The sequence below is a fragment of the Breznakia sp. PF5-3 genome (assembly GCF_029504745.1).
In the GTDB taxonomy this organism is placed as follows: domain Bacteria; phylum Bacillota_I; class Bacilli_A; order Erysipelotrichales; family Erysipelotrichaceae; genus Breznakia.
The window spans coordinates 1-14,332 of sequence record NZ_JAQFIQ010000002.1; the positions used below are offsets into that span (position 1 = coordinate 1).

12 protein-coding genes are annotated in these 14,332 nt (G+C 32.7%); 10 read left to right on the forward strand and 2 right to left on the reverse strand.

Annotated elements, in window-relative coordinates; genetic code table 11:
• On the forward strand, nt 1-3,892 hold a 3,892-nt coding region (locus tag M2475_RS00600), incomplete at its 5' end, for an immunoglobulin-like domain-containing protein (RefSeq protein ID WP_277488882.1).
• A 32-nt stretch (nt 3,893-3,924) separates the two neighbouring features.
• Here the strand turns inward: M2475_RS00600 and M2475_RS00605 are convergent.
• Complete coding sequence (locus M2475_RS00605; protein WP_277488884.1) at nt 3,925-4,638, reverse strand: GntR family transcriptional regulator; 714 nt, start codon at nt 4,636-4,638, stop codon at nt 3,925-3,927.
• A 149-nt stretch (nt 4,639-4,787) separates the two neighbouring features.
• Here M2475_RS00605 and rpe point away from each other — a divergent pair, with 149 nt between their 5' ends.
• Complete coding sequence (gene rpe, locus M2475_RS00610; protein ID WP_277488886.1) at nt 4,788-5,438, forward strand: ribulose-phosphate 3-epimerase; 651 nt, start codon at nt 4,788-4,790, stop codon at nt 5,436-5,438.
• 1 nt (nt 5,439) lies between these two features.
• A complete protein-coding gene (locus tag M2475_RS00615; RefSeq protein ID WP_277488888.1) occupies nt 5,440-6,378 on the forward strand; it encodes a type I phosphomannose isomerase catalytic subunit in 939 nt (312 codons plus the stop codon).
• An 18-nt stretch (nt 6,379-6,396) separates the two neighbouring features.
• Here M2475_RS00615 and M2475_RS00620 read toward each other — a convergent pair whose 3' ends face one another.
• Nucleotides 6,397-7,842, reverse strand: a complete 1,446-nt coding sequence (locus M2475_RS00620; RefSeq protein ID WP_277488891.1) for a glycoside hydrolase family 1 protein — start codon at nt 7,840-7,842, stop codon at nt 6,397-6,399.
• A 299-nt stretch (nt 7,843-8,141) separates the two neighbouring features.
• Here M2475_RS00620 and M2475_RS00625 point away from each other — a divergent pair, with 299 nt between their 5' ends.
• The 7 genes from M2475_RS00625 (at nt 8,142) to M2475_RS00655 (ending at nt 14,324) form a co-directional block, all read left to right on the forward strand.
• Nucleotides 8,142-8,450 (forward strand): PTS sugar transporter subunit IIB, encoded by a 309-nt coding sequence (locus tag M2475_RS00625; protein ID WP_277488893.1) that lies wholly within the window; start codon nt 8,142-8,144, stop codon nt 8,448-8,450.
• Nucleotides 8,451-8,484: 34 nt separating this feature from the next.
• Nucleotides 8,485-9,834 carry a PTS transporter subunit EIIC gene (locus M2475_RS00630; RefSeq protein WP_277488895.1) on the forward strand — a complete coding sequence of 450 codons (1,350 nt, stop codon included), beginning with the start codon at nt 8,485-8,487 and terminating at the stop codon, nt 9,832-9,834.
• Between the two features lie 72 nt (nt 9,835-9,906).
• Nucleotides 9,907-10,221, forward strand: a complete 315-nt coding sequence (locus M2475_RS00635; RefSeq protein WP_277488897.1) for a PTS lactose/cellobiose transporter subunit IIA — start codon at nt 9,907-9,909, stop codon at nt 10,219-10,221.
• On the forward strand, nt 10,221-10,766 hold the full coding sequence (locus tag M2475_RS00640) for an RDD family protein (protein ID WP_277488900.1): 546 nt from the start codon (nt 10,221-10,223) through the stop codon (nt 10,764-10,766). Before M2475_RS00635 ends, M2475_RS00640 begins: the two co-directional genes overlap by 1 nt.
• The gene (locus tag M2475_RS00645) at nt 10,738-12,165 is read left to right on the forward strand and encodes a glycoside hydrolase family 1 protein (RefSeq protein ID WP_277488902.1); all 1,428 of its coding nucleotides are present in this window, start codon (nt 10,738-10,740) and stop codon (nt 12,163-12,165) included. Before M2475_RS00640 ends, M2475_RS00645 begins: the two co-directional genes overlap by 29 nt.
• A gap of 9 nt (nt 12,166-12,174) precedes the next feature.
• Nucleotides 12,175-13,575: a glycoside hydrolase family 1 protein gene (locus M2475_RS00650; RefSeq protein ID WP_277488905.1), complete on the forward strand. Its 1,401-nt coding sequence runs from the start codon at nt 12,175-12,177 to the stop codon at nt 13,573-13,575.
• 14 nt (nt 13,576-13,589) lie between these two features.
• A complete protein-coding gene (locus M2475_RS00655) occupies nt 13,590-14,324 on the forward strand; it encodes a DeoR/GlpR family DNA-binding transcription regulator (protein ID WP_277488906.1) in 735 nt (244 codons plus the stop codon).
• Nucleotides 14,325-14,332 lie beyond the last annotated feature (8 nt).

Sequence of the window (14,332 nt, forward strand, 5' to 3'; positions counted from 1 at the left end):
TGCAGAAGCTAGAGTGGTGAGTAGTGCAGAAGCCATTGACTTAGCAAAGGTAAAGGCATATGTGTTAGAAACAAAACAAACTATTTCAGATGTTACAGTTGATACAGATCAATTGGATGCCATTCATGCGGTTGCTAATGATGCACAAACATTTAAGTTAACTTATACTGCAACACAAGATGGAAAGACAGTAAGTATTGAAAAGAATGTAAATGTAAATCATTCATTAGTAGGACCAGTAATTACAGCAAATGATTGTGAACATTATGTGGGTGATAAGTTTGAAGTACTACATGATGTAAGTGCTAAAGATGTAAATAATGATGCTATTGATCTTATTTTGGTAACACCAAATAAAAATACTGAAGTGGAACATCAAATACCATTAGAAAATGGTGAGTATAAAACAGCAGGAACTTATGAAATCAAATATGCAATTACTGATAAATATGGTAATACAACAGAAAAGACAAGATTGGTAAAAGTACATGCTATGCCAGTGATTGAAACAAATCCACAAGTATATTCATTAAAAGATGAAGATATTGCTGGACAAATTACAGCAGCAGCAAATGCATACTACAATAAAGCAGATGATGCTGTTGGGGATGCTCCTATCAAAACAAAAATTGATGAAATCAGCTATGAAATTAGCGGACCTAGTCAAGATTTCAGTGAAGTAGGAACTTATGAGATTACCTATAAAGTGGAAAATGTAGATGGGCGTAAAGCAAGTAAGAAAGTAGAAGTTATCATTACGAAGAATGAGCCTTTACCTACTGATGTGGATAAAGGAATCAAATTGGATGTGTATAACTTCCATGTGAGTCAAGATGAATTAGCTAACTTAGATGAAGCAACCGTACTTAAAAAAGCGCAAGCACAAGCAATGTACTTTGAACAAGATGACGAAGGTGTAAAGAAGCTGGAGGATATCACCAAGATGGTGAGGGCAGGATCTCTTGATGAGATAAAACAAGCGCCAGGAGAGGGTAATGTATATAAATTGAGTTTCCATGTAACAAGTGAAGGTATCACTGAAACGAAAGAAGTAGAAGTCGTAGTTAGTGGTAATAGTATTGTGGTAACAGATGGCTTAGTGATTGAAGCAAATGATTTCTCAATTGCAAATGTATTGGCTAGAATATTGGTAAAAGAGAAAGCTTTAGAATTAGCAAATGCGAAAGCCTATGAATTAGAAACAAGACAAATGTTAAATAATATTTCAATTGATACCGATCAATTGGATGCCATTCATAATGTTACTAATGATGCACAGACATTTAAATTAACATATACTGCAACTCATAATAATAAAACAGTAAGTATCGAAAAAGATGTAAGGGTGAATCATACATTGATAGGCCCAGATATCACAGCAGATGATTGTGAGCATTATGTAGGTGATAAGTTTGAAGTACTACATGATGTAAGTGCCAAAGATGCTAATGATGATACAATTCATTTCATTACAGATCCAGAGCATCCTGATAAGAATATAGAAACAACACATCAAATACCATTAGATAGTGATAAGTTTAATACATCAGGAACCTATAAAATTACCTATGCAATTATGGATAAATATGGAAATACAAGTGAAAAGATAAGAACTGTAAAGGTACATGATGTACCAGTAATTGAAGTGAATCCACAAGTATATACACTGAAGGATAAGGATGTTGCAGATCAAATTAAAGCAGCAGCAAGTGCATATTACTATAAAGCAGCAGATGTTGCTGGAGAACCATCAATCAAGACAAAAATTGATGAAATTAACTATACAAGTAATGGACCTAGTCAAGATTTCAGTAAAGTAGGAACATACGAGGTTACATACGAAGTAGAACTTATTGATGGAAGAAATGTTACAAAGAAAGTGAATGTCATTATTACAAAGAATGATCCTCTACCTACTGATGTGGATAAAGGAATCAAGTTGGATGTGTATAATTTCCATGTAAGTCAAGATGAACTAGTTGACTTAGATGAAGCAGCTGTGCTTGAAAAAGCACAGGCACAAGCAATGTATTTTGAAAATGATGATAAAGGAAATGTTATCAAACTGGATGATATAACAGCAAAGGTAGTTGTTGGATCATTAGTTGATATAAAGAAAGCGTCAGCTGAAGGAGGTGTATACAAATTAAGTTTCAGCGTGAGTGATAACAAAATGGTTGAAACGAAAGAAGTAGAAGTAGTAGTTAGTGGTAAAAGTATTAAATTTGAAAATGGTGTCGTATTGAAAGCGAATGATATAACTTTACCAAATGCAGATGCGAAGAAAATAACAGAAAGTAAGTTGCTCAACCTTGCAGGAGCACAAGCTTATGTATTAGAAACAAATCAGCAAATTAATGTTACTGCCGATCCTATACAATTGGAAGCAATTAAGAATGTTGGAAATGACAAAGTGAGCTATCCTCTGAACTTATCTTCAACCTATGATACAACAACGATAGAGATGAGTATTCAGGTAGGTGTAGAGCACACATTGGTTAAACCAATTGTAAAGGTTGTAAATAAAGCGGTATATGTAGGTGATGTATATGATATGTTTGAAGGGGTTACAGCGGAAGATGCAAACAATCAATTACTAGTATTAGATGATGATAACACCAAAGTAACTCACCAGATGCCACTTGAAGATAGCAAGTTTAAGATCGTAGGAACATATCAGGTTGTATACGAAGTAAAAGATAAATATGGAAATGTAGGAGAGGCAAAACAGAAAATCAGAGTTAATGGTTTACCTGAATTGAATACGAATCCACAAACGTATGCTTTAAATGACCCTGATATTATGAATAAGGTAGAAGTAAATGCTTTTGCGAGATATCAAAAAGCTAGTGAAAAAATTGGTGGTGAGCCAGTATGGATTGAGCTAGATATAAGTAGTGAAGTAATTGATGGACCAGATGGAGACTTACAATTCAACAATATTGGGATATATATAGTTAAATATGCAACAACAAACGAAGACAACCGAACAACCAAAAAGACTACATCCGTTGCAGTTATTCATCAAGGAGATATTCCAGATCCAACAAGTTTAGCTTATATTAGTGCGAAAGGATTTATCATTGATTATACAAGTGTAGAGTCATTGGATGAGGCTACCATATTAGACTCTAACCATGCAGATGTGAAAGCTTTTAAAGTACTGCATGACGATAATCAACAGGTAATTGGTTCACAAGATATCACAGATAAAGTTTATGTAGACAAAGATAAACTAGCTGAAATACAAAAAACAAACAGTAATGGAAAAATATATCAATTAGCGTTAAGAGTAGAAGATGATGGTAACATTGTCACAAGGGTGATCAATGTAGTGGTAAGTGGTAGTGAAGTGCCAATCCCACAACCTACACCAGATGGTAACTACCTAGTAATTACAGCAAATGACTTCAGATTAACATATGATGAAGCTAAAAATGCTGATGAAACGATGGTGAGTGAAAAAGCGAATGTAAAAGCTATGTTATTACAACCAGAAATGAAGAATAATATAGTGAAGCGTATGGCAGCAACAAATGCACCATTGAGCGTAAGAATAAATAAAAGAGAGTTACAGAACATTCGTGAAGTACCAGAACTTGGTGGTAATTATCAATTGACATTCTTTGCAGAATATCGGCTTCTAGATCAATTGGTAGCAGTAAATCCAATTAGTGTGAACGTAAAGATTGTTCCGAAAAGTTCTGATGATTTATATGGAAATGTCATAAATGAAAAAACCAAAAAAGAACCAAAAGGAATGGACAAAGTAATAGAGACTGGAGATACACAAACAGGATGGTTATGGATTGTAACGATGGTGTTATCCTTTATGTTCATTACGAAAAAGGGATGGAAGTTACTGACAAAAAACAAAAGTAGTAAAAAATAAAATAAAGGGTCACTGTAATGGACAGTGATCCTTTATAATACAACGACGGTTTTATATTTGAAATCTTTATAGTTATGTGAAACTAACGAATATTCGTAAGGAACACCATTATCTAGAAATGCTATTTGTTCTACGACGGTAACAGGGTCTGTTTTATTGATTTTTAGTTCCGTTTCTTCAATAGAGTTACAAGGTCTGGAATATATATATTTGTGAAAGCTTTTAGGTTTTAACTTTAGGTCATTTACAATGTAATCATAAATAGAATTGGTAATATTATCTTTGGTAAGTCCATGAATTACGGAGATTGGCATATAAACTTCTTCAATGCTGTTAGGAAGATTATCAATATAACGAACGCGATATACTTTATATACGAAGTCATCAACTTTAATTAATAAAGATTTAGCTATTGTTTCATTTGCTTTGATAATATCAAATTCCAAAATTTTTGCTGTTGCTTTATGACCTTCATGTGAGTGGGTTAACGAAGATGGTTTTGTGAGGTCGTCTACATTTAATAAGGGATGTAAGGACGATAAAGGGTTAATATATGTTCCAGAACCCTGTTTTTTAGCTAAAAGTCCTTCTCGCACAAGAATATCAACAGCTTTTTTTATTGTTAATTTGCTGGCATCATAATACTTGCACAATGTTTTTTCATCTGGAATTCTTTCTAGGTTTTTATAATCCCCATGGATAATCTTATCTCTTAAATCATCAACGATATCAATATATTTTGGCATACTTTCACCTCTGAAAACAGTATATCATACTTATATCTGTAAAACATCATTTTGAGTTAATAAATATATCAATTAAATAAAAGGTATATATCTATATATTGAATAATATAAACATAAATGATAATATGAGATTGTGAGGTGATACATATATGGAAAAATTATTATGTCCTAGTATGATGTGTGCGGATTATGGAGTATTAAAGGATGAGGTTATTTGTTTGGATGAAGCAGGGATTGATATATTTCACTGCGATGTAATGGATGGTTGTTTTGTTCCTAATATGACAATGGGACTTATGGATATTAAAACAATTCGTAAATATACAAATAAATTAATAGATGTACATCTGATGATTGAAAATCCATCATCGAAAATTGATTTATTTATTGATGCAGGTGCAGATCTTATTTATATTCATCCAGAATCTGAACGTTATGTTATAAAAACGCTTGGCTATATTAAAGCAAAAGGAAAGTTAACAGGAATTGCAGTTAATCCAGATACTAGTATTGAAACAATTCATGAAATGTTGAATTTAGTGGATTATGTAATGGTGATGACGGTTAATCCAGGATTTGTAGGTCAAGAGTTTATTGATTTTATGTTATCTAAAATTAAACATTTGCTTTCTTTAAAAAAAGAAAAGGATTTTAAAATAGTTGTCGATGGGGCTATGTCTCCAGAAAAGATAAAAATATTAAGTAATCTGGGAGTAGATGGTTTCATTTTAGGAACAAGCTCATTGTTTAATAAAGAAGCATCTTACAAAGAGATAATGAAAGAATTGCGGGGGCTATAAGATGGATATTATGATTACAAAACCAATTCCTAGAAAAGCGATTTGGGGTAATACAAAACTAAAAAGATATTTTCGTTATTGTACATATCCAGATGGTATTGGACAATCTTGGTCTTTTAGTGGTCAAGAAAATAATGCAAATGAAATTGTTGGAGGAATGCATAAAGGGTTGAATTTACAAGAAGTATGGAATCGTTATCCTGAATATTTTCATAGCCGCTATACATACTTTCCTTTTATAATAGGCTTGGTTGGTCCAGAGGATAATTTAAGTATTCAAGTTCATCCGGATAAAGGTTATGCACAAAAGAAAGGGTTGTTATCTGGTAAAAATGAAGCATGGTATTTTATTGAGGCTGAGGTAGGTGCAGATTTGGTATTTGGAAATTGTGCACAAGATAGAGCACAGTTAAAAGAGATGGTTGATAAGAAACAATGGAATCAGTTGATAAGGCGAATTCCAGTGAAACAAGATGACTTTGTGTATGTACCTGCAGGTATGCTTCATGCAATGCAAAAGGGTGTTATTACTTATGAAGTTCAAGAGGCAACAGATATAACATATCGATTTTATGATTATGATCGAGTGAATAAAGAAGGAATAAAACGAGAGTTGCATTTAACGGATGCAATGGAAAGTATACGGTATTTTGCAGAAGATGAAATCCAACAAGAATTACCAGTTGTTGAAACGGGAAACATATATGAATGTACAACATATATCAATAATGAAAGTTTTAAAATTCAAAAATATATTTTTCATGATGATGGTGAATTGGTTGTCGATGAATATATGTTGGTAACTATTATTCGTGGTGAAGGAGAAGTTAACATGCATTCTTTACGTTATGGAGAAAGTTTTATAATTCCTAAAGGAATACAAACAATAAAGATAAGTGGAAAGATGGAATGGATGGTAACAATGGAAGGAAAAAGGTAGATGATTAACATCTACCTTTTATAATGAATTGCTATCACAAAGTTTTTGGAACCATAATCCTGACTTTTTAATTTTCATTGATTTATCTTTTAGATCATAGAGATAAAATCCATAACGGTTTTTAAAAGCATTAATAGGGGACCAGTTATCGAATATCGACCATACATGATATCCCACACAATTGCTACCTTCTTCAATAGCTTTGTGCAACCAAGTAAGATGTTCCTTATAAAAATCTATACGATAGTTGTCTTGCACTTGATTATTAATATCCATGAATTGTTCCTCGTTTTCGACTCCCATACCATTTTCACCGATGAAGCATTTGATGTTACCATACTCATTTTTTAAACGCATCAAAGTATCGTAAATGCCTTTAGGATATATTTCCCAACCTCTAGAAAAATTCATTTTTTTATCAGGTTTATCATAGATTTTATAAAACTTTTCTGGCATTAATTGCCCCTTCTTAGGACGTTTTTCTGATAATTTTTGTCGATCATTTTCGGGGTAAAATTGAATTGTTTCTTTTTCCCAATTATCATCTGGTGCCTGTACACGACAAGGTTGATAATAATTAACACCTAATAAATCAACGGTATTGTGTTTGAAAGTTTTTATATCATCTTCTGTAATGTCAGGTGTTAAATCATATTTATGAACGAATTCTATAAAATCATCTGGAATGATTCCTTTTACAGAGACATCAAGGTAAAATCTTTCCCTAATCATATCGACAAATTTAGCAGCTTCTACATCCTTTGGATCTTCACTTCTAGGATATACAGGGTTTGGATTAAGAATTGTTCCTATTTCTCCTGGATATTTATTTTTATGATATAGTTCGATTGTTTTTGCTTGTGCCAATAATAAATAGTAACCAGCTTGGATGGATTTTTTGAAGTCGATTTCATTAGGTGGTTGAAAATCATAGAGGTATCCTCCTTGTGGTAATACTCCTACCTCATTCAATACCATAAAATATTTTATTTGTTTTCCAAAGTGAAAGAATACTTGGTTTGCATATGAAATAAAATAATTAACTACTTCACGACTTGTCCATCCACCTATATTTTGCATACATAAAGGTAGATCGAAATGCCATAAACAAATAATAGGTTCAATATCGTTATCTTTTAATTCATTGATTAGGTTTTGGTAAAAAGTTACCGCTTTTGGATTTACTTCTCCTTTCCCATCAGGTATGAAACGAGCCCAACTGATACTAAAACGAAAAGAATTAATGTTTAACTTTTTCAGTAGTTGTACGTATTCTTTGTAGCGGTGATACATATCCAAAGTGTCAGTAGGTCCAATTTGATCGTAAAATCGCTCAGGTTCTCTACAATACCAATCATCCCATACATCAGGAGCTTTTCCATCGATATCTCTTGCTCCTTCAAATCCGGTTGCCCAAGATGCACCTCCCCACAGAAAGCCATCTGGAAATTTTAATTTTTGCATTATACTTCTCCTTTTCATTGATTTAATATCATTATTAACACAGCTTGAAAAAAAGACAATAAAATCCTTTTTTCGTGTACATATAATTTTCATTTATTTTCAAATATAATCAATATTCATGAATAAAATTTCTTTTGAAAGCGGTTAATTTAGTTGTTCAAATCAATAAAAACCCCTTGAATAAAAGGTTTATACGAATTATTAAAAATCATGGAAAGAAATGAAATTATTTGCATAAATAATGTTTACTTATCTTTGATGTAAGTGCTATCATGAAATCAGAAAGGAGACATGGTCTTATGAAAATTGTCTTGGTATGTAATGCAGGTATGTCAACATCTGTGTTGGTTCAAAAAATGTTAAAGAGTGCTGAAGCAAAAGGAATCGACGCTGATATCGATGCATATTCAGTCGAAGTACTGGAAGAAACATTAAATAATTCAAAGGTTGACTGTATTCTGGTGGGACCACAAATTCGCCATATGATGCCAAATGTTGAAAAAATGGCAGCTGGGATATCTCCAGTAGCTTTAATCAATATGCGTGATTATGGAACAATCAATGGTGAAGCAGTATTAAATCAGGCATTAGAGCTGATTAATAAGTAAAGATTAAGTAAGTAAAATCAAGGGGGATGAAATTATGCAAGGTTTTATTAACAAGTTAGAAAAATTATTAATGCCATTGGCTAACATTGTATCAAGTAATAAATATTTGTTAGCAATGCGTGATTCTTTTAGTTCACTTATCCCATTTATTGTTGGAGGATCATTTTTTGGAATCTTCAACTGGGTAATATTTGAGCCAGAAGGAACAATTTTAGGAGAATTAGGATTAAACTTAGGAAAAGTATTTACAGGACTTGAAGGAGAAGCGTATTTGAATTCAGGATTTGTGGAAATATGTAGAAATCTTCAATCTATGTGTGGTGCAGTTGTAACAGTAACATTTGGAATCTTCTCATTGTTATTGGTTCTTACATTTGGATATCGTTTAGCAAAAATGTGGAAAAATGAAGAACCATTTATTGCTGCAGCACTTGCATTAGTATCATATTTATTAATTACACCAGCAAAAGTAATTGGTGAATCAGGAGATATCATTGATGCTTTCTCAACTTCTTATTTTGGAAGTTCAGCAGTGTTGACGGCAATTATTGCTACAACCTTTGTGGTATGGTTCTATTGTAAATTGACGAAAAACGAAAAGATTAAGATTAAGATGCCAGAGAGTGTACCTCCTGCAGTAGCGAATTCGTTTGCAGTATTAATTCCAGTTGTTGTCGTTTTGTTTGTTGTTACTTTATTCCAATCGATATTAACTTGGATTGGGGAACCAGCATTAAATGATATCTTATATGCGGCATTACAAGCGCCTTTAATGGGATTCTCACAAGGATTAGGTTTCTCATTGATTTACCAATTCTTAGTATGGTTCTTCTGGTGGTTTGGTATTCATGGACACAATGTAACAGCAGTGATTCAAAACTTAGTTTATATGCCAGCACAGTTGGCAAACCAAGCAGGGGAAGCTTCTTATATTTTCTCAAATGGATTTTTTGAAGCAGGACTATGTCATGTTATTGCTCTACCTATCGCAATCTTCATTGCATCAAAAAGAGATGACTGGCGTGCAATATCAAAAGTTGGTTTACCAGCGATGATCTTTAATGTACAAGAACCATTGGCATTCGGTATTCCAATCGTGCTAAACCCATTATTGTTAATTCCATATGTTTTAAATCCAATGATTAATACAGTGTTAGGAATGCTTTTAATTGAAATTGGATTAATGCCAGTATTCCGCTATGTTGTTCCATGGACAATGCCAGCATTCTTCGGTGGTTTAGTTGGTACTGGATCAATTATGGGAGGAGTATATCAGTTGCTATGTATTGCGATTAATGTTGTGATTTATATTCCGTTTGTTATTGCGGGTAATGCACAATATAAAAACGAACAGCAAGCAGAGCCTTCTGCCGAGACAGCTTAGTATATTATAAAGATTAAATAGGATTCAGGATTTGTAATCCTGATCCTATTTTTAAAATATAGGAGAGTAATTATGAATGAAGAAATAGTAGAACAAGCAATGACGATTATTTTACATGCAGGTAATGCTAAAGCAACCGTTATTGAAGCAATGAATGCGTTTGTTGAAAATAATGATGTCGAAATGGTAAAGAATAAAATTGATGAAGCAGGAAAAGAATTGGGGAAAGCTCATGAAATTCAAACAAGCCTTCTATTTGATGAAATGCAAGGTAAAGATTCAAAGGTAGGAATATTGATGGTACATGCACAGGATCATTTTATGAATGCTATCACAATTCGTGATTTAGCAAATATTATGATACAGATGGCAGAAAGGAAGCAATGATGGAAAACACGAAAACAACACGAGCTTTAGGTTTTTTGATAGATTATGTCATTTGGTATTTATTGATGTATATCATGATTTTATTTTACTTTTTTGTAATTGAAAAACACACAGCTTTTAGTGGCAATTTACAAGGGTATGCGGATATTTTTGCACAGATTATGAAGCAACCATCATTTATATTAATTTATGGTATATCTTTAATTCTGTATGAAATATGTATTCCTTTGTTATTTGGTGGGCAAACGATTTCAAAACGGATTTTAAAAACAGAAATAGTGCCTTTCACAGTAAAGAATATCGTGATTAGAGGATTTATAAAGTTATGTATCATCAATCCTTGCGGTGTTGTTTCTTATTTACTTGCGCTAGTAATTGCTGGAAATAGTAGCTTGATATCAGATGGTTTATGGATTCTTCTGTTTATCGATATTGTATTTATACTATTGGGGAAATCGGCATTGCATGATATAGCAACAAAAACAACAGTCAATAAAAAAGTGGGGGAAGTTAGAAATGAGATATACAATTCCAAAAGGGTTTAAATTAGGCGCAAATATGCCAGCTTGGCAAGTGGAAGGTGGCATGAATAAACTGGAGGGACATGAACATTTTCCAGATTTGATGTATCGTGCTCACCCAGAACGTTGGTTTCAAGGATATGGGCCAACACGGGCATCAGAGCATTATACGCATTATGAAGAAGATATAAAATTGCTGAAGGCAAGTGGTTGTCAACAAGTTCGATTTAATCCAGATTGGTCAAGGTTTATCAAAGATTTTGAAACAGGAGAAGTAAATGAGGAGGAAGCAGCACATTATGAAAAGGTAATTCAATGTTATATAGATAATGATATTGAACCCATCCTCTGTTTGGAGCATTGGGAATTGCCAGCATATTATTATGAACATTATGATGGGTATGCATCACGAAAAGTTATTTCTATGTTTGTGAAATATGCAGAAGAAATATTTAAGCGATACGGGCATTTAGTAAAACACTTTTTCACATTTAATGAACCAATTGTTATTCCGCAATTATGTTTCATGGATGGGTTTTGGTGGCCTTATGGAAATAATGTGAAAAGAGCTATGAATTGGATTCATGGAAAGATTTTAGCGAGTGCAAAAGTTGTTTCTTTATACCACCAAATGAACTTAGGTGGAAAGATTGGAATTATTATAAATCCAGCTTTTATTTATGAGCGTTCTTCTGATAATCCTGAAGATAAAAAGGCAAAAGATATTGCTGATTCTTTTTATTGGGGAGCTTTTATGGATACAGCAATTAAAGGGGAGTATCCAAAACAATTGTTAACAATTTTAGAAAAAGAAGGTTGTATGTTTGATTATGAGGAAGAAGATTTCAATATCATTAAAAATAATACGATTGATATTTTAGGGTTGAACTATTATCAACCATTAAGAGTGAAAGAAGCAGAGTATGCATGGAATGATAATAATTTTCATTTTAAGAAGTATTACAGTGAATGGGAAATGCCAGGAAAGCGAATGAATCCATACCGAGGATGGGAGATTTATCCGAAAGCTCTTTATGATGCAGCAATGCGAATTAAAAATGAGTATGGCAATATCGAATGGATTGTTGCTGAATCGGGAATGGGTGTTGAAAATGAACAGTTATATAAGGATGAAGATGGTGTTATTCAAGACGATTATCGAATTGAATATATTAAAGAACATTTAGCATGGCTTTTTAAAGCGATTGATGAAGGATGTAATTGTGTAGGATATTGGTTGTTTGCAGGAATGGATAATTGTTCACCTTTAAATGCTTTTAAAAATCGTTATGGTTTGATTGAAGTAGATTTAGAACACGATCGCAAGCGCAGATTAAAAAAATCAGCATTATTTTATAACCAAACGGTGCAAGAACAAAGGTTTGATTATAAAGATATTGACGAAGATATAACAATAAAATAGGAGAAAATAATGAAAGAATATAAATTTCCAAATAATTTTTGGTGGGGTGCAGCTACATCAGGTCCGCAAACAGAGGGATTTTATGGGAAAGCACATAAAAATATAATGGATTATTGGTATGAAACCAAGAAGGAAGATTTCTTTAATGGTGTAGGACCAGATATAGCAAGTGATTTTTATCATACATATCAAGATGATATTAAATTGATGAAAGAAATTGGAATGAATTCTTTCCGTACAAGTATTCAATGGTCAAGGCTGATTAAGGATTTGGAAACTGGGGAGATTGATAAAACAGCAAAAAAGTTTTATGATAATGTTATTGATAGTTTTATTGCAGCTGGTATAGAACCAGTGATTAATTTATACCATTTTGATATGCCAATTGAGTTGCAGCAAAAATATGATGGTTGGCTAAGTAGAGAAACCATTGATTTATTTGTTTTGTATGCAAAACAAGCATTTGCATTGTTTGGTGATCGGGTAAAATATTGGGCTGTGTTTAATGAGCCAATGGTAGTTCCTGAAGCTGGCTACATGTATGGTTTCCATTATCCAAATAAAAAAGGAGAAGGAAAAAAAGCGGTACAGATTATGTATCATGAAGTGTTAGCGACAGCAAAAACTATTCAGGCTTTTAAAGAGAGTAAAGCAGCGGCTAATGGCGGGAAGATTTGTACGATTTTAAATTTGACCCCTGCATATCCAGCAAGCGATGATAAGGCAGATCAAGAAGCAAGTCAATTTGTTGATGATTTCTTTAATAATGTATTTGTGGAAACTGCAATTAATGGAAAGTTTCCTGAAGCGTTAGTAAAAAAATTAAGAAAAGACGGTGTCTTGTGGAAAAGTGAAACAGATGATGAACATATTATCAAAGAAAATACGGTAAATTTTTTGGGTGTGAATTATTATCATCCAAAGCGTGTGATGGCAAGAAAACACGCTTTGCCAAAAGAAATAACACAGTGGATGCCAGATTTATACTTTGAAGAATATGATTGGCCTGAAAAACGCATCAATCCATATCGAGGGTGGGAGATATATCCTAAGGCAGTATACGATATAGCGATTATGATGAAGGAAAAATATCCCAATACTCCATGGTTTATGTCAGAGAATGGAATGGGTGTTGAGGGTGAAGAGAATTATAGAAATGAACAAGGTGAGATTGAAGACGATTATCGTATAGATTTTTATAAGGAACATCTCACTTGGTTACACAAAGCAATTGCAGAAGGAAGTGATTGTTTTGGTTATCATGCTTGGACTGGCTTTGATTGTTGGTCTTGGAACAATGCATATAAAAATCGTTATGGTTTTATTGGTATTGATTTAAAAACCCAAAAGCGATCAATTAAAAAATCAGGATATTGGTTTAAAGAAGTAACAGAGAAGAACGGATTTTAAATGGAGGACATACCATGTTGGCATATGAGAGACAAGCAAAGATTTTGGATATTCTTTTAAAGAACGATGTTTATACAATAGAACAATTTTTAAAAGTGTTTCCAAAAGTAAGTGCATCGACAATTCGTCGTGATTTGAAATTTTTGGAATCAGAAAATAAGATTATTTTATTTCATGGTGGTGATGTTCGATTAAAGAAAAGTAGTTATGAAGATGCCTTTGCGACTAAGAAGATTCAAAATATGGACAATAAGGTACGTTTGGCGAAATATGCAGCTTCATTAATAAAGAATGGAGATGTTGTATATTTAGATTCATCTACGACGGTGATGGAGATGTTACAGTTTATCAATAAAGAAGTAACTTTAGTTACCAATTTTGTAAACTTTACGCCTTTTCAAGAGTTTGACTACAATGTGATTAAAATTGGTGGTTCTATAACAAAAACATCATTAGCTTGTTTTGATTCATTAGCAAAAGAAATGATAAAAACAATGAACTTTGATATTGCATTTGTTGGATGTGGTGGGATTGATTCGAAATATGGAATTACTTTTCCAACAATAGAACAAGCAATTTATGAAAGACAAGTAAAAAAACAATCCCTACGTTATATTGTATTAGCAGATGAGAGTAAGTTTTATAATGTCTTCTCTGGTAAAGCTTTTGATATTGATGAATGTGAAATATATACTGATATTTTGCCTAAGGAAGTAAGAAAAAGAAAAAATATACATATTATTGAATAGGAGATTTC